Below are 19,571 nucleotides of genomic sequence, written 5' to 3'. Positions count from 1 at the left end.
TGATGTAACACCAATTCCACACAACGGATGTCGTCCACCAAAACGACCTCGTGGATAGTCACCATACTAAGGAGGTGTCCAGATGAGCACAAAGTTTAAAATTTCGACTATCGAAGAAACAACAAAAGAAGGTAAATTCTTATTAGAACCATTAGAATATCGTTATGGTACACCATTAGGTAATGCACTTCGTCGTGTATTATTATCTTCAATTCCTGGCGGAGCAATCTTCAGTATTCGTATTGATGGTGTTTACCATGAATTTACAGGTATTAAAGGTGTAAAAGAAGATGTTGCTTCAATTATTTTAAATTTAAAACAATTAATTTTAGATATTGATATTCATGATAATGAAGTTTATACACTTCGTATTGATCAGGAAGGACCTAAAACAGTCGTTGCTGGTGATATTGAATGTCCTACTGGCGTTATAGTTTTAAATAAAGAATTACCAATTTGTACTTTGTCAGAAGGAGGTTCTATTCATATGGAACTTCAGGCTCGTTTAGGCCGTGGATTTGTACGTTCTGATGTTAATAAAAGAATGTATCAAAACGAAGGACAACCTCTTGGTATTATTTATACAGACTCACTATATTCACCAATAAAGAATGTTAGCTATGTAGCTAATCCGGTTAAAGGTGATGATGGAAGTATGTATGATTCATTAGAGTTAAATGTTACTACAGATGAAACAATTAAACCAAGTGAAGCATTAGCTGTTGCTGCTAAAATTTTACGTGATCACCTATCAATTTTAGCTACAGTAGATGAAGCTAGCCTTGAAGTGAAGGAAAAAGAAGTTGAAGTTTCAGAAGAACCAGTAGTTCATGCAACTCACAAAATGATTGAAGACTTGGAATTATCAGTTCGTTCTTATAACTGTTTAAAACGTGCTGGTATTGCGACTGTGGATGAATTGACTCAAAAAACAGAAGAGGAAATGATTCACGTACGTAATTTAGGAAAGAAATCATTACAAGAAGTTAAAGACAAAATTAAGGAATTAGGATTGTCTTTTAAGCAAAATAACGGATAGGAGGAAATACCATGTGGAATCGTAAATTGGGACGTAAAGCCGATCATCGTAAAGCATTGTTGCGTAACATGGCAACATCTTTGATTGAAAACGGACAAATCGAAACAACAGAAATGAAAGCAAAAGAATTAAGCGCTGTAATGGACTCATTAGTTACATTAGCAAAACGTGGAGATTTACATGCACGTAGACAAGCAGCAGCTTATGTTCGTAATGTAGAAGTAGATGAAGAGGGAACAACAGCTCTTCAAAAATTATTCAATGAAATTGGACCAGCATATGCAGATCGTAATGGTGGATACACTCGTGTAGTTAAGACACGTATCCGTCGTGGAGATGCAGCTCCAATGGCAATTGTACAATTCGTTAAGTAATTTAATATTAATGAATAATTAAGGCACTGAATCATCTTCAGTGCCTTTTTTTTCTTATAAATTTGTGATTACATGTTGTATTTTATCATCTTTCCAAATAACTAAATCACAATCAAATCCTTCTTTGATTTGACCTTTGTTCTTAAAGCCTAAGACATTCGCAACATTTTGAGTGAAAAATGGGAGTGCTTTTTCATAACCTAATTCATTTTTCAAGAGGATAAATTCATTTTTTAAATTAGAAATAGGTGTGATACCAATCTCTTTAACGGAACCATCCTCATTATAAGTAGACCATGATCCTTGTGCATCACTAGAAATAGTAACTTTATCAGTATTTTTGATTTGTTGAATATAGCTTAATGTTTTACCATTTCCATCACAAGTTAAATCAATTGTTCCTCCTAAATCAGCAAATTTCTTAGCTTGCTCAAATAAATACGGATTCCTTGTGCAATGAGTTGGCTGAAATAATGAAATAGGAATATCAGCTTTTTCTAAGGCGTTAAAAACGGGCTCTAGAGCTTGTTTTTCATCACCCATATGAATTGTTAGGTTAGCTTGTTTTCCGGCAATTAGGCTTGCTGTACGAATTCTAGAAGCCATATGAATCAATTCATCATTGTTTATATGAGTAGATCTATGGTCACTCAATGCAAGCTTTACACCTAGAATGCTATCAATAAATACAATATCATCTTCCATAGACTGTGTTAATGTGTTGCTAGGATATGCATAGCTACCGGTTAAGATATATGCATGAACACCTTTCTGTGTTAATTCTTTCGCTTTCGCAAATAGTTCTTTTGTACTTCTTGTATATCCATCAGTACCTAATAATCCAATGACGGTTGTGATACCTGCATCTAATATCTCTTTTACATCAATAGGTCTTGCTCTAGAAATGAAACCAGCTTCACCACCGCCACCAGTAATATGAACATGGCGATCAATTAAGCCTGGGGTTAAAATGCATCCTGTTCCATCAATGGTTTCAATAGGATATGGAAATTTGATTGTATTGTCGATTTTTTCTATTTTAGAATCTGAAATCAATACGTCTTTTACACCAAGATTTTCTGGTGCATAAATTTGGATATTTTTAATAAGTTTCATACATGTCACCTCAAAATTTATTATATAATAGAACACAAGGTGATGTTATGTTAATTTCAACAGAAAATTTAAAAAAGAATATAAATGATAAATGTATTTTAAAAAATGCAAGTTTTACGATAGAAGATACAGATAAAATAGCCTTAATTGGTGTGAATGGTACAGGAAAGAGTACTTTATTAAAAATATTAGCAGGTATCGAAAACTACGATGCAGGAACAATTATCAAAAAGAATGGAATTAAAATTCATTATTTACCTCAAAATCCAGAATTCAAAACAGATTGTGTGTGGGATGAGATTCAGCTTGTAAACGCAAAGAATGAACATCCAGTAGCTGAATTTGAATTAAAATCTATTTTAACAAAACTAGGCATTATAGATTTTCAAAGTGCTATGTCCAATATGTCAGGTGGACAAAGAAAAAGAGTAGCTCTCGCTTTAGCTTTATGTACAAGTTGTGATTTGTTGTTATTAGATGAGCCCACAAACCATTTAGACAATGATATGGTGGAATGGCTTGAAAACTATTTAATTCGTTCAAAAAGTGCTATTTTTATGGTTACACATGATCGTTATTTCTTAGATCGAGTATGCACGAAGATGATTGAATTGGATCAAGGAGACCTTTATATTCATAATGGAAATTATGAAGTGTATTTAGAGAATAAAGAAACGCGAATTGAACAAGAAAAGGTGGCTGCTCAAAAACATAAGAACCTATATAAAAAGGAATTAGAGTGGGTTAGAGCTGGTGTACAGGCGCGTGGAACAAAATCCAATAGTCGACTTCAAAGATTTGAAGAATTACGTCAAAAACGTTTTAAACAACAAGAAGAGTCATTAAAAATCAATGCAGCAATGCAACGTTTAGGTAATAAAACGATAGAATGTGTAAATCTTGGTTTTACATACCCTGAAAAGACATTATTCCATGATTTTAATTATGTGTTATTACGCCAAGACCGTATTGGAATCATAGGTGAAAATGGATGTGGAAAATCAACGTTATTAGATGTAATTGCAGGATTGAAACAACCAACCTATGGAACAATTGAATATGGAACGACAGTAAAGATAGGATATTTTAGGCAAGCAGATCAAGGCGTAGATTTGAATATGCGTGTTATTGACTATATAGAAGAAGTTTCTAAGGTTATTGAATATGATCGAATGACTTTAAGTGCTGCACAAATGCTAGAACGATTCTTATTTCCAAGAAATATGCATTATACAACATTATCAAGACTTTCAGGTGGAGAAAGAAGACGACTTTATCTTTTGAGAGTTTTAATGCAAGAACCAAATATCCTTTTATTAGATGAGCCTACGAATGATTTGGATATTTTGACATTAGATGTATTAGAAGATTATTTGGATGATTTTCAAGGAGCTATCATTACTGTAAGTCATGATCGTTATTTCTTAGATCGTGTTGTGGATAAAGTATTTGTTCATCAAGATGATGGAACATTTAAACAATATAGTGGTGGATATAGTGATTATTTAGTGAAATCAAAAGATGAAAATAAGAAGGTAGTTGTACAGAAGTCAGTTGAGAAGAAGAAAAGATCTTCGTTATCCTATATGGAGAAAAAAGAATTAGAGCAATTACCAGAAAAGATGGAATTATTAGAAGATGAAATGGAAGCTTTAGACCATCAGATGAATGAGTGTCAAAATGATTTCACAAAATTAAAAGAATTAAGTGATTTGAGAACACAGAAAGAAGAAGAACTTGAAACATTAACCAATCGATGGATGGAATTAGAGGAAAAAAAGGAAGGATAAAGTTTTAATATGCAGAATAGGGAATTTTTTAAGAAACCATTGCATGTATTTTTGCTAGCGATGTTGTGTTGTACATTATGGGGAAGTGCAGCTCCCTTTATTAAATGGGGATATAAATTATTCAACATCGATGGTGTGCCAAGTGTTTTAATGTTTGCAGGGATTCGTTTTATGTTGGCTGGCCTTTTAGTAATACTCTTTGGATCATTATTACAAAAGAAAGTATTAATAGCTAAAAAAGAAAATATCCAAGGCATTTGTACATTAGCACTTTTTCAAACCGCAGGACAATACTTTTTCTATTATATTGGACTTTCACATACATCGGGCGTTAACGGTTCCATTATTTCAGGAACCAGTGCTTTTATATCTTTATTGGTAGCAAGTTTAATATTTCATTATGAAAAAATAACAATACGGAAAGCAGTTGGGTGCTTTATTGGATTTTTAGGTATTTTATTTATGAATATTAGTGGAGCAAGTGCAAACTTTTCACTTAATGGTGAAGGCTTTGTATTGATGTCACAATTATGTGGTTCTATATCGGCTGCCTTTATTAAAAAGTTTACCCAAAATCAAAATGCCGTATTATTAAGTGGATATCAGTTTTCACTTGGAGGCATTCTATTAGCGATAATAGGATGCTTAATGGGTGGCCGTATTTCATTTGGATGGAGTCTAGGACTTCTTGTATTGATTCATCTAGCACTTGTTTCAGCAATTGCCTACACAATTTGGGGATTATTGTTATCTGTGAATCCTGTCAGCAAGATTGGTGTTTATATGTGTGTAACACCTATTATTGGTGTTATTCTATCAAGTATTGTCCTTCATGAATCAAATCAAGCATTCCAACTATCAAGTTTAATTGCCCTTTTACTTGTTAGTTTAAGTGTATTTTTAGTTAATAAAGAAACGCAGACAGATTAATTTCTGCCCCTTTTTATTAGTCAAAAAAAGACCCTAGACTTATCTAGGATCTAATAGTTCAAAGCAGCGACCAACATCACTTGGATAATGTGCATCACTTGCGGTCACAATTTGTACATTATTTTCTTTTAGGATATTTCTAAAATTATCATTTAAACCAATATCTGGATGATGATAAGAATAATGGGCTTTTGTATTGTCTTCCATTTTGATATTGTATTCTTTTGCTAGCTTAGCGATTTTATGGTAGGTAGGATGTAAATCGTAGCCTGGATCAATTGAATACATTTTAATTACATCTGGATGACCGACTTGATCAAAAAGATTGGATTTGATGAGCTTTTCAATAGAGTCATAATAGGATTTATAGATATCAGAAGAATTACGCTTGTTCCAAAGCAATTCTTTAGAAAAGGCATCCATATCGTATAGGTAGCCATCGACTGAGTGGACACTACCTATAAGAAAGTCAAAATTATAGTTTTGGAGTATGGAGGATAATAGACTTTCTGTTTCAGGCGTGTAGCACACTTCGAGTCCAAAGCGAACATCAATGTCAAAAGTTTCTTTTTTTAATGCTTCGATTAATTTTAAATAGTCATCTATGGAGTTTTTTTGTTTTTTTAGAAACCATTTTTCCTGTAACTGAGATACTTCACAAACTCTTTTATAACAGTCTTTAAATTCAAAGAATCGGTGCGTATGATCAAGAATTTGAAGATGTGTGATTCCCTTTTCTTTTGCAGCATCAATGAACTTATGAACATATTCTATGCTTAAATCACCATTTTCTAAATGTGTGTGTGCATCAATCATAATACACTCCTATTTACTATATGTAGATACGCAAATCATACCGTTGATTTTTTCGATAGATGTAGTGTCTACTTTAGAATCTAAATCAATGATTGTATACGCAATATCTTTCTTTGATTTGTTCATCAAGTTTTCGATATTGGCATCCTTCAAAATATCTGTAATTTGAGAAATCATTTTAGGCTTATTGTCATGGATACAAGTAATTCTAAATGGAGAATTCATATCCATTTTAGCATTTGGCAAATTAACAGAATTTGAGATATTACCAAATTCTAAATAATCCATTAATTCTTGAGCTGCTTTGACAGCACAGTTTTCTTCACTTTCTTCGGTTGAAGCACCTAAATGTGGAATGGCAATTACTTTGTCATTTTGAATAACCTTTTGACTAGGGAAGTCAGTTACATAGGCAGCTACTTTATTTTCATCTAATGCTTCTAATAATGCATCTTCATCAACCAATCCGCCACGGGCAAAGTTTAATAGCTTTACGCCATCTTTCATTTTGTCGAAGCTGTCTTTATTGATGAAGTTTTTAGTTCCATCATTTAATGGAACGTGAATAGTGATAAAGTCACATTGTCTATATAAATCATCGATATTTGTTACGTGATTAACATAGCGAGATAAATTCCAAGCAGCATCAACTGACATATATGGGTCATATCCATATACCTTCATACCAAAACGTAAGGCCAAGTTGGCAACCTGAATACCAATGGCACCACATCCAATAACTCCTAATGATTTACCAGTTAGTTCATGACCTGCATATTTCTTTTTTTGTTTTTCCACATCTTTAGCGATGTTATCGTTGTCTTTTTGTGTTTGGATCCATTCAATACCATGATAAATATCACGACTCGCAAGTAACATACCTGCAAACACAAGTTCTTTTACAGCGTTACTATTTGCACCAGGTGTATTGAATACGGCAATTCCTTTTTTTGTACATGTATCAATATCAATATTGTTGACACCGGCCCCTGCCCTAGCAATAGCTTTAAGATTGGCACCATATTCTATATCATGTAGATTTGCACTACGAACAAGAATTGCATCTTCGTCATCCATGTTTTCATTTACTTCATAATTTTCAGTAAATTGATCTAAACCAATTTGGGCAATGTTGTTATAAAGTTTTATTTTAGGCATTATAATTCTCCTCTTCAAATTTCTTCATGAATGCGATCAAAGCCTGTACACCTTCTAATGGCATGGCGTTGTAGATACTTGCACGCATTCCTCCTACGGTTCTATGACCTTTAATATTAACGATTCCAGCTTCCTTTGCTTCTTTAACAAATTTAGCATCCAATTCCTTATCTCCTGTGACAAAAGGAACATTTGTATAAGAACGATCCTCTTTTGCTACTGGATTTGAATAAAGCTTAGAAGCATCAATGTAATCGTAAAGCAATTTTGCTTTTTCACGATTGATTTTTTCCATATTTTCTAAGCCACCAATTTGTGTCTCTAGCCATTCAAGAACTAACCCACAAATATAGATAGCATAAGTCGGTGGTGTATTGAACATTGAATCATTGTCAGCGTATGTCTTGTAATTTAACATGCTAGGTGTTTTTTCATCTGCTAAGCCAATTAAATCCTTTTTAATGATAACAACCGTTAATCCTGCAGGTCCCATATTTTTTTGAGCTCCGGCGAAGATTAAATCATATTTGGATACATCTGTTCTTTCACTTAATATGCAGCTTGATAAGTCAGCTACTAAAAGTTTCCCTTCATGTGGAGGTAATTCCTTATATTTTGTTCCATATATAGTATTGTTTTCACAAATATATACATAATCAGAATCTTCACTTAAATCTTCCTGTTTGATTTTAGGAATATATGTAAAGTTATCCTCTGCACTTGAAGCAACTACATTTACTTTTCCTAATTTTTCATGTTCTTTTAAAGCTTTTTTTGTCCATTGACCTGTATTGATTAAATCTACATTATGTTTTTCAAGGTTTAAAGGAACCATCGTAAACTGTAAAGAAGCTCCACCTTGTAAGAATAAGATTTCATATTCATCTGGGATATTCATCAATCTTTTTAATCTACCTTTACAAGTATCGATAATATCTTTGAATTCACTGGAACGGTGGGACATCTCCATAACGCTCATTCCACTATTATGAGCATCTAACATTTCATTCGCAGCTTTGGTTAAAACCCATTCTGGTAAGCATGCGGGACCGGCACTAAAGTTATATACACGTGTCATTTCGTCACCTCGGTGAAAATTATTTCCACCTTTCCTTTCTCTATGTTTCATGATTATACATTCATTTACATTTTATTTCAAGCAATTTGTTCGCAAAATAAATTCACATGTGTTTATGCGTTGAACAATTTATTTAACATAACCTTAACAGAACTGTTCTTTTTACTTAACAATCATCAAGTAAGATAAGTGTGTCAAAAGAAAAGAGGACAAGGAAAATATGAATAAGTTTGTAAAGGGCGCAATGGTCTTAGGACTATCAGCCGCGATGGTAGGATGTAGTTCTAATGTTGCATCAGATGACAGTGATTCAAAAAGTGAAAGTTTAAGTGGAACAATTACAGCTGCAGGTTCAAGTGCATTGAAACCATTAGTTGATGTGGCAGCTGAACAATTCTCAAATGAAAATCCAGATGTTTCTATTACAGTGGATGCTGGTGGTTCAGGAGAAGGCTTAAAGCAGGTAGCTGATAAAACGGTTACTCTTGGTAACTCAGATGTTGCAGCAGAAGAAAAATTAGATAAGGATCAAGCTAAAGATTTAGTAGATCACCAAGTCTGTGTTGTAACAATGGCTCCAATTGTAAATAAAGATGTAGGTGTTAAAGATTTAACAAAACAACAATTAATTGACATCTTCACAGGTAAAACAAAAAACTGGAAAGATGTTGGAGGACCAGATGAAGATATCGTGTTAGTAACTCGCCCAACTTCATCAGGAACAAGAGCAACATTCCAAAAATATGCATTGGATGGAAATGAAGAAGCAAGCAATGCATCAATGGAAACAGATGATTCTGGTGTATTGTTACAAAACGTAACAGATACAAAAGGTGCAATTGGTTATGTAGCATTATCTTACTTAGTAGACAACAAAGATGTGGATACAATCGCAATTGATGGCGTTGAACCAACATTAGAAAATACTTACAGTGGTGACTACAAAGTTTGGACATTTGAACATATGTATACAAATGGTGAACCAGACAAAGCAACTAAAGAATTCTTAGATTACATCATGGGTGAAAAATTCGGTAAGAAAATGGAATCATTAGGCTATGGTGTTTCTAGTAAAATGGAAAAAACTGATCACTAATTACTAGTTCTTTAACGGACATTGAAACATATGTCCGTTATTCATTTAGTTTGGAGGAATTTGATGAGTCGTAAAAGTATGTTTTGTAAAGAATATTTCTGGCAGATTCTTGTTACAATCGGTGGTCTGTTCGTGATATTTGTAACCCTATTAATTGGAGCCTTTTTAGTTTATAAAGGTTCGGATACATTTTTAAAATTTCATCATACCCTAGGTGAATTTCTTGGCAGTGCCAACTGGGCCCCAATGGATAATGCGAGTTCGAAAGGACATGTAGGTGCGTTAATATTTATTGTTGGTTCATTATGTGTTTGTGGGCTGGCATTATTGATTGCTACACCATTTGCCTTAGGATCATCAATCTTTATGACTGAAATATCACCTAAGTTTGGAGAAAAATTCTATCGGCCTATGGTGGAAATTTTTGCCGGAATACCTAGCGTTGTTTATGGATGGGTTGGATTAACGGTTTTGATCCCGTTTATCAAGAAAGTATTTGATTTACAGGTAGGGCACTCTATATTAGCAGCTAGTTTAGTTTTATCTATTATGATTTTCCCATCTATTACAAGTGTTGCCAGTGATGCCATCCGTGCTGTTTCAAAAGAAACACGTATGGCTGCGTATGGACTAGGATCAACGCGTTGGCAAACTATTTATCGTGTTGTTATTCCTGCTGCATTGCCTGGTGTAATTTCAGGTATTGTATTAGGTTTAGCAAGAGCATTTGGAGAGGCTTTGGCTGTTGCAATGGTTATTGGTCAAACAACAGCGTTACCAACAAGTGTTTTTTCCACTTCAAAAACATTAACAACTGAAATTGCAGCTCAAATGGGAAATGCGATGGAAGGTGGAGAAATGAAAGCAGCATTATGGACAATGGCTTTGTTGTTGTTCTTGATCTCATTATTGTTTATCACCATTATTCATAAGTTTTCAAAACCGAAAGGAGAATAAAAATGGATTCTAGAATTAAAAGAGCAAAAATGGTTGATCAATTTATGACAATCGTCTTCTATGGTATCGCCTTATTCTTCTTTTTACTACTTGTTGGTTTTGCAGGAAAAGTTATTGTTGGTGGATTATTAGGCGCAAAACCAGAAATGTTTGGTTTTACACGATCTGGAAGTATTGGAAACCAGGTATTCAATACAATCTATTTAGTATTTATTTCATTACTTGTTTCTGTTCCTATTGGAGTTCTTGCTGGTATTTATTTGGCCATGTATGCAAAGCCAGGCCTAGTTACTCGCTTTTTAAGAACTTGTATTGAAACCTTGTCATCTTTACCAAGTATTGTTGTGGGCTTGTTTGGATATTTGATTTTCTTAGTTGTATTAGGATTATCTAAAAGCTTATTAGCAGGAGCTTTGTCAATTTCAATTTTAAGTTTACCTTTGATAACAACTACAACAGAAGATGCAATCAAAGGATTACCTGCAGGGTACTATCAGGGAAGTATGGGACTTGGGGCTACTAAGTGGCAAACAATCTTCCATGTATTATTGCCGGCCTGTTTATCACGTATTATGACAGGTGTTATTTTGGCTGCTGGTCGTGGCTTTGGTGAAGCTGCCGTATTGTTATACACAACGGGTTCAGGAAGTGATTTACGTTGGAACAACTTTAGCTTTACCTCTCCAACATCACCTATTAATGTTCTTAGACCGGCAGAAACATTATCCATCCAAATTTGGAACTTACAAACAAATGGGCAAGATCGAGCATTAGCAAACTTATCCAGTGCTGTGTTGATGATTTTGGTACTTGCGTTTAGTATTGGAGCTAATGTCTGGTCAAGACATATTTCTAAAAAACAAGCAGGATTAGAGAAGTAGAAAGGGTTAGTATGAACAATAAATTTACAGTAAACGATTTAAATTTATATTATGGTGATTTCCATGCTTTAAAAAATATAAATTTAGATATTAAAGAAAAAGAAATAACGGCATTCATTGGTCCATCTGGATGTGGTAAATCTACCTTTTTAAAAACGTTGAATCGTATGAATGATTTGGTAGAAAATGCCAAAATTACGGGAGATATTTGTCTAGAAGGTACAGATATTTATAAAAATATGGATGCGATTGAATTAAGACGTAGAGTGGGGATGGTATTTCAACAGCCTAACCCATTTCCAAAGAGTATCTATGACAATATTGCGTATGGCCCTAGAATATTTGGCATTAAAAAGAAAAGTGAATTGGATGAAATTGTCGAAAGAAGCTTAAAACAAGCTGCTATTTGGAATGAAGTAAAAGATCGTTTGCATAAATCGGCATTGGGTATGTCTGGTGGACAACAACAACGTTTATGTATCGCAAGAGCATTAGCTATGCAGCCTGAAGTATTGTTGATGGATGAACCAACAAGTGCTTTGGATCCAATCTCAACAAGTAAGATTGAAGAGTTGACATTAGAGTTAAAGAAAGATTATACAATCGTTATTGTTACTCATAATATGCAGCAAGCTATGCGTATCAGTGATAAGACTGCGTTTTTCTTGTTAGGTGATTTAATTGAATATAGTGATACAGAAGCATTGTTCTCAACACCTAGGGAAAAGAAAACTGAAGATTATATCACAGGGAGGTTTGGATAATGGTTTTACCTACAAAGTTTTTAAAACAAACAAGACAATTAGAATTAACTATGACGCAAATGTCTCAAGACTGTTTAAAAGGTTTATGGTTTTGCAAACACGCCATTTTAGATGGAAACAAAACTTTAGTTCAAGATGTTTCACAAATGCATGAAGAAGTGAGTGAACAAGGAAGAGAGGCTGAACAAATTTGCATGAAGATTCTTCTTCTTCAACATCCTGTTGCCAAAGATTTACGTCGTATTACAGTAGCTACAAATACGATTCGTGATTTAACACGTATTATGGATCAGGAAAAAGAAGTTTCAGAACTTATTTGTGCTTTGAATATGGAGGATTTAGTTGTAGATGATTGTATTAAACAACAATTCACAATTGCCAAAGAAATGATTACACTTGCGATTGAAGCTTTTATTCAAAAGGATGAAAAGGCAGCAAATCAAGTGATTACAATGGATGATCAAGCGGATGCACAATATGAAATGGCGAAAGAAATCTATGTGGATTTATTAGCTAAAAAAGAACATGATACAGGTACATTGGTAGATGTCTTATTAGTAGGTAAATATTTAGAGAGAATTTGTGATCATTGTGTAAATATTGGTAAATGGGTTCTTTATCAAAAGTCTGGTGTTTTTGAAGAAATTGAATGAAAAAAAGCTGTAAGCAAATTTGCTTACAGCGTATTTTTTAACTTGGTGGAGCGTATCGGGATCGAACCGATGACCCCCTGCGTGCAAGGCAGGTGCTCTCCCAGCTGAGCTAACACCCCAAGTGCTTAATAATATTACCTAAATCTTTTGGAAAATGCAAGTATTTTTTGATAAAATTGAAGTATGAAAAACAAATGGACATGGATCATTATTTTATGCCTATTCAATTTTAGTTTAATGACCTTTATATTAACGCATCCAGCAACCAAAAATGTACAGCCTGAAGTTGTGCAAAAGATTTCTAAAAAAGAAGATAAAAAATCTTTTACATTTGTTGGTGTGGGAGATAATTTATATCATGGTGCAATGTATTATTATCAAGATTTAAGAAATGAAGGCTTTAATTTTGATTCTTATTATGAAATGACAAATAAATATACACAGAACGCGGACTTAGCCTATATTAACTTCGAAACTCTATGTATCGGCAAAGAATATGAATTGAGTGGGTATCCGACTTTTAATGGGCCTACAGAAATTTTGTCTGCTGTAAATAAAGCTGGTTTTGACTGGTGGAGTTTAAGTTCGAATCATTCAATGGATCGAGGGGCAGAAGGCTTGTTAAAACAAATTGATATTATTCGAGAAAAATATCCAGATATCATTACAACAGGTTCTCATTCTTCTTCTAAAGATAGAACGCGTATGTTGGTAAAAGAAATCAATGGTATCAAAGTTGGATTTTTAGGATATACCTATGGATTGAATGGGTTTGTGTTGCCTGAAGATAAGCCGTGGCTTGTAGATTTGATTGATAAAAAACAGATGAAAAAGGATATGGAAGCCTTAAGTAAAGTCAGTGATGTGCAGATGGTTTCTATGCATTGGGGAAATGAATATCAAACCTATCCATCTGATGAGCAGGAAGAGCTTGCTAAATATTTAAATAAGATAGGCGCTGAGGTTGTGATTGGTTCTCATCCACATGTAATAGAACCGGCTAAAATTATAAAAGGAAAGAAACAAGATACACTTGTATATTATTCTTTAGGCAATTATACAAGTGCTCAAGATACAGATATGACGATGGTAGGTGGCATGGCAAGCTTTACATTGAATTATGATTCAAATACGAAAAAAACTTCTTTTACAAATACTAAGTTTATTCCGTTGATTACATGGTTTGATGTAGGATATAATACATGGAAGACATATTCAATAGAAGATTATAATGATGCGATTGCTTCTACGCACAATTTAGCTTCAGAATATGATTTGTCAAAAGAATGGGTTCAACAATTTGTTCAATCTGTTATGCAAGATCCAGATGGAATAGAGGTAGTGTTAGAATGAGTCAAAATCAAAAAACAATAGCCGAAAATCGTAAGGCAAGACATGAATATGAGTTGTATGATCGTTTTGAAGTGGGCTTAGTACTTCAGGGTACAGAAATAAAGAGTATTCGAAGAGGAAAGGTGCAATTAAAGGATAGCTATATCAGCTTTCAAAAAGGGGAAGCATTTATTAAAGGTATGCATATTTCACCATATGAATTTGGAAACCGATTCAATCATGATGAAACAAGAGATCGTAAGCTTTTGATGCATAAGCAAGAGATTCAAAAGTTAGAACAATCTGCTCGTGTTAAAGGATACACGGTTGTACCAGTAAGAATTTATTTATATAAAGGATTAGCTAAGCTAGAAATTGCCTTGGCAAAAGGTAAAAATCTTCATGATAAGCGTGAATCTCAAAAGGCGAAGGATGCCCAAAGAGAGATTCAAAAGGCCTTGAAAAATCAGTATTAATAGATTATACTGATGTTCCTTGGGGGCGTTCAGGCATTCGATGAGTAAATGTTTGGATTCAGCCACAGCCACGAAGGATACGTGTAATAACCAACTTAAATTAATTGCTAAAAATAAACTTGCTAATGTATTTGGTATGAACCAAAGCATGGCTTTCGCTGCTTAATTTTATTGCCTACGTTTGGCTTCGCAGCCCCTTTCTGAAATTTCGCTTTCTTATTTCAGACTGAGTGTTAAAGAAAAGAAGATAGAGATAAGTATTGGCTAGTTGCTTATCTTGAAACACCTATAGCTAACCCAAAAGGATTTTTGTTTCCATCCGAAACTTTTGGATAACTAGATGGAAAAAGCTGTAAACGCTGTCTCGTGGGACTTTGCTTAGACAGGAGTTCGATTCTCCTCGCCTCCACCAAAGACTATTAACGCCTATAATGGGCGTTTTTTTCATGCCTTCAATTATTTGGATAAACCATATATAATGGAATGGAAAGAAGGTATAGTATGAGAATTGCAGTCAGTTATAAGGATGGAGAAGTGTTTCAACATTTTGGTCACAGTGAACAATTTAAAATCTATGAAACAGATCATAATGAAATTATTAAGAGTGAAGTGATTTCAATTGAAGGACATGGACATGTTGGTGTTTCGAATGCTTTAAAAGAGAATAATGTAAACATTGTGCTTTGTGGTGGTATTGGACAAGGTGCTAAAACTGCATTGGCTGGGTTTGGAATCCATTCGTTTGGTGGAATTACAGGAAATGCAGATGAAGCTGTAAAAAAATATTTAAGTGGAAAATTAGAATTTACAACGGATGTGACTTGCACAAAACATGAATCTGATGAAAGTCATTCGTGTGGTGGACATTGCCATTAAAAATTCTTGAGTTTTTCTTTTGACACACCTCATATTTGGGTCTATAATCAAGTCAACAATGATGATAAGGATACGAATGCGTTGTATTCAAATGTAGAGAGAGTGTGGATGGTGAAAACACTTTGCGAATAAATGTATTTACTCCCTTTGAATTGCCCTTGAAAAAGTGTGCCGTATTTCTTGCGTTAAAAGGTTTGAGGTGTATACAGAAATTGTATAAACAAAGGTGGTACCGCGTGCGACAGACGTCCTTTGATGGCTGTCGCTTTTTATATGGAAAAATGGAGGAAAGTAAAATGGAATTAGTTAATGTACTAGAAAACGAACATTTATCTATGTTGAACCACTCGTGTGCTCATATGATGGCTCAGGCTGTTAAACGTTTATATCCAAATGCTAAATTTTGGGTAGGACCTGTAGTTTCTGAAGGTTTCTACTATGATATGGATTTAGGGGATGTCAAATTAAAAGAAGAGGATTTGGCAAAAATTGAAAAAGAAATGAAGAAAATTGCCAAAGATGGAAAGAGAATTGTTCGTGAAGAAATCTCTAAGGCAGATGCTTTAGAAATGTTTAAGGACGATCCTTATAAAATTGATTTGATCAATGGATTAGAAGATGGAAACATCACAATCTATCGTCAAGGTGATTTTGTAGACTTATGCCGTGGACCTCATGTTGAGACTGTTAAAATGTGTAAAAACTTCAAGTTGTTGAAACATTCTGGTGCTTACTGGAAGGGTGATGCCAACAATAAAATGCTTCAACGTGTTTATGGTATTTGTTTCGATACAAAAGAAGAATTAGAAGCTCATTTAGAAGCTTTAGAAGAAGCAAAAAAACGTGACCACAAGAAATTAGGTAAAGAAATGGGTTTGTTCACAATCAGTGAATTTGCGCCAGGTATGCCTATCTTTTTGCCAGATGGAATGATTTTACGTAACATTTTGGAACAATACTGGTATCAAGAACATGCAAAAGAAGGATATCAATTCATCAAAACTCCAATTATGATGTCAAAAGAATTATGGGAGTTGAGTGGACACTGGGATCACTATAAAGACAACATGTACACTTCAATGGTAGATGATCGTGAATTCGCAATCAAACCAATGAACTGCCCAGGAGCTTTATTAGTATATAACTCAACTTTGCACTCATATAAAGATTTACCATTGCGTTTAGGAGAATTAGGACAAGTACACCGTCATGAAGCAAGTGGTGCATTAAACGGATTATTCCGTGTACGTACATTTACACAAGATGATGCTCACTTATTTGTCACTCCAGATCAATTGGAAGATGAAGTTAAGAAAGTATTACAGTTGGTAGATCGTATTTATTCAGTATTTGGTTTACCATATGAAATTGAATTATCAACACGTCCAGAAAGTGGATATATTGGTTCAGAAGAAATTTGGGATGCTTCAGAAAAAGCATTGGCACAAGCTTGTGTACATGCAGGAAAAGAATATAAAGTAAATCCTGGAGATGGAGCATTCTATGGTCCTAAATTGGATATTCATATTAAGGATAGCTTAGGACGTGTATGGCAATGTGGTACAGTTCAGTTGGATATGAACTTACCAGAAAGATTTGAATGTAAATATGTAGATGCAGATGGAACAAAGAAAACTCCTATCATGTTACACCGTGTAGTTTATGGATCAGTTGAACGTTTCATTGGTATCTTGATTGAACACTTTGGAGGACACTTCCCATTATGGTTAGCTCCACGTCAATTTGTTGTTATTCCAGTTCACCACGAAAAACATGTAGAATACGCAAATAAAGTATGTGATGCATTAACAGCTCTTGGAATGCGTGCAACAGTAGATTCTCGTAATGAAAAATTAGGTTATCGTGTTCGTGAAGCACAGCTACAAAAGGTTACTTACCAAATCGTAGTTGGTGATGGAGAACAAGAAAACAATACAGTTACAATTCGTCAAAGCGGTAAAAAGGATAGTGTTACGTTATCATTAGATGAAGCTTTAGCTAAATTTAAAGCTGAAGTAGACAATAAAACATTGTTTGGAAAGTAAAATATTAGGGGTCAAAAAATGACCTCTAATTTTTTTTAATATTTTTTAAAAAATTGCTTGCAATAAATTTTTATCCATGTTATTATAAACGGGCGTTACGGATAACGCAGGTTGTTCTAAAAAATAAGAAATCTGGAAATATTCTTGGAGAAGTACTCAAGTGGCTGAAGAGGTGCCCCTGCTAAGGGTATAGGTCGGGAAACTGGCGCGAGAGTTCAAATCTCTCCTTCTCCGCCATCTTATTTTTGGAAAATAGTTTTGGTCCAGTGGTGTAGTGGTTAACATGCCTCCCTGTCACGGAGGAGATCGTGGGTTCGAGTCCCATCTGGACCGCCATTCATGCAGATGTAGTTCAATGGTAGAACACAGCCTTGCCAAGGCTGATACGGGGGTTCAATTCCCCTCATCTGCTCCATTAAAATTAAATATTGGTCCAGTGGTGTAGTGGTTAACATGCCTCCCTGTCACGGAGGAGATCGTGGGTTCGAGTCCCATCTGGACCGCCATTTCAAAATTTAAGTCATCTGAGGATGGCTTTTTTCTTTTGGTTGACTATTTACTTATTTCTCTGTTTAATAAACCTATGATAATAAACGTAAGTGGAAGAACAGATGTGGTAGCTTATTATATGGATTGGTTTGTGAATCGATGGAATGAAGGATTTTTTGATGTTAGAAATCCTTTTAATCCTAAACTGGTCAGTCGTATTTGTGTATCGGATATTGATATGATTGTATTCTGTACAAAGTATCCGATTCCATTATTAGATACAATTCATTTGTTTTCTGTTCCTATTCAGCTACAAGTAACAATTACAGGATATTTTGATGATATTGAACCAAATGTACCAAATAAAAAAGAAGTGATTGAATGTATTAAACAATTATCTTCATATATAGGAAAAGAAAATATCTGTGTTCGATATGATCCAATTATTTTAAATTCTAAATATACTGCAGATTATCATGTTCGTGCATTTCATAAGTTATGTACGATATTAAATGGATCTGTATCAAAAATGATTGTTTCATTTGTGGACGATTATAAAAATGTTCGTAACAACCATTTGATTTATCACAATCCATCGAATGAAGAATATTTGATGATTAAAGGGGCTTTTGAAAAAAGTGCTGCTGAAAATAATTTGAACATTGTTTCCTGTATGGAAAAGGATTATGCGATTGGAGACCCACATGATTGTTGTGTCAGTATTAAATATGCCTTTGAAAGAACAGGAAAACTATTAAAAGAATGGAAGGCAAGAGATTGCCAATGTGTAAGTATGGTTGATGTAGGTGCATATAACTCTTGCTTACATGGATGTAAGTATTGCTACGCGAATTACGATTCTAAACAAATCGCAAAAAATTATAAATTACATAATTCAAAATCTAGTTTGTTAATTGGACAATTAGGTTTAGATGATGAAATAAAAGTTCGAAAAAAATAAAAGTGAAGCTAGTTTTTAGCTTCACTCATTAATTTTGTATAGATTTGAGTTAATTCTTTTTTTTCCTGATCTGTCATTTTTCTTTTGGTCGCATCATGACTATCCAAAGTACCCTCATGTCCATCAATAACTTTACCATTCTTTACTACAAGAACTAATGGAATATACAAAGTAAGGACACCTTCATCGTTATTTGACATATAGTCTTGGATATAAGGTTGGATTTGAGCTTTTTGCTCATCCGTGTACAATCTATTTTTTTCTTCATCCCTAACTTTTACATATTGAATATCAATTCCATTTTCTTGGGCTACCTTTTTCAAGACAGGTTTAGCCTCCTTACACCAAGGACAACTAGAATAACCAAAATATAATACACCGGAATTTTTTTCGATGAAATATTGGATAGCTTCATCAAAGCTGATCTCATTAAATTTTATTTTAGTGTCATCTGTTGAATCACATTTTTCTTCTGTACTTGTCGCATCACAAGCTTGTTTTGAAGAAGAATGCTTGATTTGTGTTTGAGTTTGACAAGCACATAGAGTAAGGCTTAAGAGAATGAGTAATATTTTTTTCATGTTCCTAATATACTAACAAACTAAGAAAAAGTAAAGAAAAAAGCCTCGATGACTCGAGACTTAAAATTCTTTGTGGGGCGGCTGACGCGATTCGAACGCGCGCGTGACGGAGCCACAATCCGCTGTGTTAACCAACTTCACCACAACCGCCATAAATGC

The 19,571-nt window shown here is 34.2% G+C and carries 19 protein-coding genes, 6 tRNA genes and 1 other RNA gene; 19 read left to right on the top strand and 7 right to left on the bottom strand.

Annotated features, from left to right (window positions below; all coding sequences use genetic code 11):
• Positions 1-82 precede the first annotated feature (82 nt).
• Both DWY01_RS04285 and rplQ read left to right on the top strand, forming a co-directional pair.
• Positions 83-1,039 carry a DNA-directed RNA polymerase subunit alpha gene (locus tag DWY01_RS04285; protein ID WP_117993576.1) on the top strand — a complete coding sequence of 319 codons (957 nt, stop codon included), beginning with the start codon at positions 83-85 and terminating at the stop codon, positions 1,037-1,039.
• An 11-nt stretch (positions 1,040-1,050) separates the two neighbouring features.
• Entirely contained in the window at positions 1,051-1,413 is a 363-nt protein-coding gene (rplQ, locus tag DWY01_RS04280) for a 50S ribosomal protein L17 (protein WP_117571636.1), read from the top strand.
• A 54-nt stretch (positions 1,414-1,467) separates the two neighbouring features.
• On the opposite strand, the gene iadA is transcribed toward rplQ, so the two are convergent.
• Positions 1,468-2,529 carry a beta-aspartyl-peptidase gene (iadA, locus tag DWY01_RS04275; protein WP_117993571.1) on the bottom strand — a complete coding sequence of 354 codons (1,062 nt, stop codon included), beginning with the start codon at positions 2,527-2,529 and terminating at the stop codon, positions 1,468-1,470.
• 47 nt (positions 2,530-2,576) lie between these two features.
• Between iadA and DWY01_RS04270 the strand changes: the two genes are divergently transcribed.
• Both DWY01_RS04270 and DWY01_RS04265 read left to right on the top strand, forming a co-directional pair.
• Complete coding sequence (locus DWY01_RS04270; protein ID WP_117993602.1) at positions 2,577-4,319, top strand: ABC-F family ATP-binding cassette domain-containing protein; 1,743 nt, start codon at positions 2,577-2,579, stop codon at positions 4,317-4,319.
• 9 nt (positions 4,320-4,328) lie between these two features.
• On the top strand, positions 4,329-5,249 hold the full coding sequence (locus tag DWY01_RS04265) for a DMT family transporter (protein WP_117993567.1): 921 nt from the start codon (positions 4,329-4,331) through the stop codon (positions 5,247-5,249).
• A gap of 39 nt (positions 5,250-5,288) precedes the next feature.
• Here the strand turns inward: DWY01_RS04265 and DWY01_RS04260 are convergent, their stop codons facing one another.
• Genes DWY01_RS04260 through serC form a run of 3 tightly spaced genes read right to left on the bottom strand, consistent with a single transcriptional unit; the run spans position 5,289 to position 8,301 of the window.
• The gene (locus DWY01_RS04260) at positions 5,289-6,065 is read right to left on the bottom strand and encodes a histidinol-phosphatase HisJ family protein (protein WP_117993563.1); all 777 of its coding nucleotides are present in this window, start codon (positions 6,063-6,065) and stop codon (positions 5,289-5,291) included.
• Positions 6,066-6,074: 9 nt separating this feature from the next.
• The gene (locus tag DWY01_RS04255) at positions 6,075-7,223 is read right to left on the bottom strand and encodes a 3-phosphoglycerate dehydrogenase family protein (protein WP_117993559.1); all 1,149 of its coding nucleotides are present in this window, start codon (positions 7,221-7,223) and stop codon (positions 6,075-6,077) included.
• Positions 7,216-8,301, bottom strand: coding sequence for a 3-phosphoserine/phosphohydroxythreonine transaminase (serC, locus tag DWY01_RS04250; RefSeq protein WP_117993556.1), 1,086 nt, complete (start codon positions 8,299-8,301; stop codon positions 7,216-7,218). Before serC ends, DWY01_RS04255 begins: the two co-directional genes overlap by 8 nt.
• 220 nt (positions 8,302-8,521) lie before the next feature.
• Between serC and DWY01_RS04245 the strand changes: the two genes are divergently transcribed.
• The 5 genes from DWY01_RS04245 to phoU all read left to right on the top strand — a co-directional run bounded on the left by DWY01_RS04245 (position 8,522) and on the right by phoU (position 12,652).
• On the top strand, positions 8,522-9,397 hold the full coding sequence (locus tag DWY01_RS04245; protein ID WP_117993550.1) for a phosphate ABC transporter substrate-binding protein: 876 nt from the start codon (positions 8,522-8,524) through the stop codon (positions 9,395-9,397).
• A 63-nt stretch (positions 9,398-9,460) separates the two neighbouring features.
• Positions 9,461-10,354, top strand: a complete 894-nt coding sequence (pstC, locus tag DWY01_RS04240; RefSeq protein WP_117993546.1) for a phosphate ABC transporter permease subunit PstC — start codon at positions 9,461-9,463, stop codon at positions 10,352-10,354.
• A gap of 2 nt (positions 10,355-10,356) precedes the next feature.
• Complete coding sequence (gene pstA / locus DWY01_RS04235) at positions 10,357-11,235, top strand: phosphate ABC transporter permease PstA (protein WP_117993542.1); 879 nt, start codon at positions 10,357-10,359, stop codon at positions 11,233-11,235.
• An 11-nt stretch (positions 11,236-11,246) separates the two neighbouring features.
• Complete coding sequence (gene pstB, locus DWY01_RS04230; RefSeq protein WP_117993539.1) at positions 11,247-11,999, top strand: phosphate ABC transporter ATP-binding protein PstB; 753 nt, start codon at positions 11,247-11,249, stop codon at positions 11,997-11,999.
• Entirely contained in the window at positions 11,999-12,652 is a 654-nt protein-coding gene (gene phoU / locus DWY01_RS04225) for a phosphate signaling complex protein PhoU (protein WP_117993536.1), read from the top strand. Before pstB ends, phoU begins: the two co-directional genes overlap by 1 nt.
• Before the next feature lie 43 nt (positions 12,653-12,695).
• On the opposite strand, the gene DWY01_RS04220 is transcribed toward phoU, so the two are convergent.
• Positions 12,696-12,771 (bottom strand) — tRNA-Ala (locus DWY01_RS04220).
• Between the two features lie 64 nt (positions 12,772-12,835).
• Between DWY01_RS04220 and DWY01_RS04215 the strand changes: the two genes are divergently transcribed.
• The 10 genes from DWY01_RS04215 (at position 12,836) to DWY01_RS04170 (ending at position 18,831) form a co-directional block, all read left to right on the top strand.
• The gene (locus DWY01_RS04215) at positions 12,836-14,005 is read left to right on the top strand and encodes a CapA family protein (protein WP_117993532.1); all 1,170 of its coding nucleotides are present in this window, start codon (positions 12,836-12,838) and stop codon (positions 14,003-14,005) included.
• Complete coding sequence (gene smpB / locus DWY01_RS04210; protein ID WP_117993527.1) at positions 14,002-14,460, top strand: SsrA-binding protein SmpB; 459 nt, start codon at positions 14,002-14,004, stop codon at positions 14,458-14,460. The genes DWY01_RS04215 and smpB overlap by 4 nt, the downstream gene beginning before the upstream one ends.
• A 21-nt stretch (positions 14,461-14,481) precedes the next feature.
• Positions 14,482-14,872: a transfer-messenger RNA gene (gene ssrA, locus DWY01_RS04205) on the top strand.
• Positions 14,873-14,961: 89 nt separating this feature from the next.
• Positions 14,962-15,336: a NifB/NifX family molybdenum-iron cluster-binding protein gene (locus DWY01_RS04200; protein ID WP_117993524.1), complete on the top strand. Its 375-nt coding sequence runs from the start codon at positions 14,962-14,964 to the stop codon at positions 15,334-15,336.
• Between the two features lie 296 nt (positions 15,337-15,632).
• Positions 15,633-17,381: a threonine--tRNA ligase gene (gene thrS / locus DWY01_RS04195; protein WP_117993597.1), complete on the top strand. Its 1,749-nt coding sequence runs from the start codon at positions 15,633-15,635 to the stop codon at positions 17,379-17,381.
• 146 nt (positions 17,382-17,527) lie between these two features.
• Positions 17,528-17,618 (top strand) — tRNA-Ser (locus tag DWY01_RS04190).
• A gap of 23 nt (positions 17,619-17,641) precedes the next feature.
• A tRNA-Asp gene (locus DWY01_RS04185) sits at positions 17,642-17,717 on the top strand.
• A 5-nt stretch (positions 17,718-17,722) separates the two neighbouring features.
• A tRNA-Gly gene (locus DWY01_RS04180) sits at positions 17,723-17,796 on the top strand.
• 15 nt (positions 17,797-17,811) lie between these two features.
• A tRNA-Asp gene (locus DWY01_RS04175) sits at positions 17,812-17,887 on the top strand.
• Positions 17,888-17,964: 77 nt separating this feature from the next.
• Positions 17,965-18,831, top strand: a complete 867-nt coding sequence (locus DWY01_RS04170; RefSeq protein WP_117993594.1) for a DUF1848 family protein — start codon at positions 17,965-17,967, stop codon at positions 18,829-18,831.
• Between the two features lie 8 nt (positions 18,832-18,839).
• Here DWY01_RS04170 and DWY01_RS04165 read toward each other — a convergent pair whose 3' ends face one another.
• Together DWY01_RS04165 and DWY01_RS04160 are read right to left on the bottom strand one after the other, a co-directional pair.
• Positions 18,840-19,412, bottom strand: coding sequence for a co-chaperone YbbN (locus tag DWY01_RS04165; protein ID WP_117993521.1), 573 nt, complete (start codon positions 19,410-19,412; stop codon positions 18,840-18,842).
• Between the two features lie 73 nt (positions 19,413-19,485).
• A tRNA-His gene (locus DWY01_RS04160) sits at positions 19,486-19,562 on the bottom strand.
• Between the last annotated feature and the right edge of the window lie 9 nt (positions 19,563-19,571).

Source organism: Eubacterium sp. AF22-8LB (genome assembly GCF_003458715.1).
GTDB lineage: Bacteria > Bacillota_I > Bacilli_A > Erysipelotrichales > Erysipelotrichaceae > Holdemanella.
Note: the sequence above shows the minus strand (reverse complement) of the source record. Positions and strands in the feature narration are given on the sequence as shown.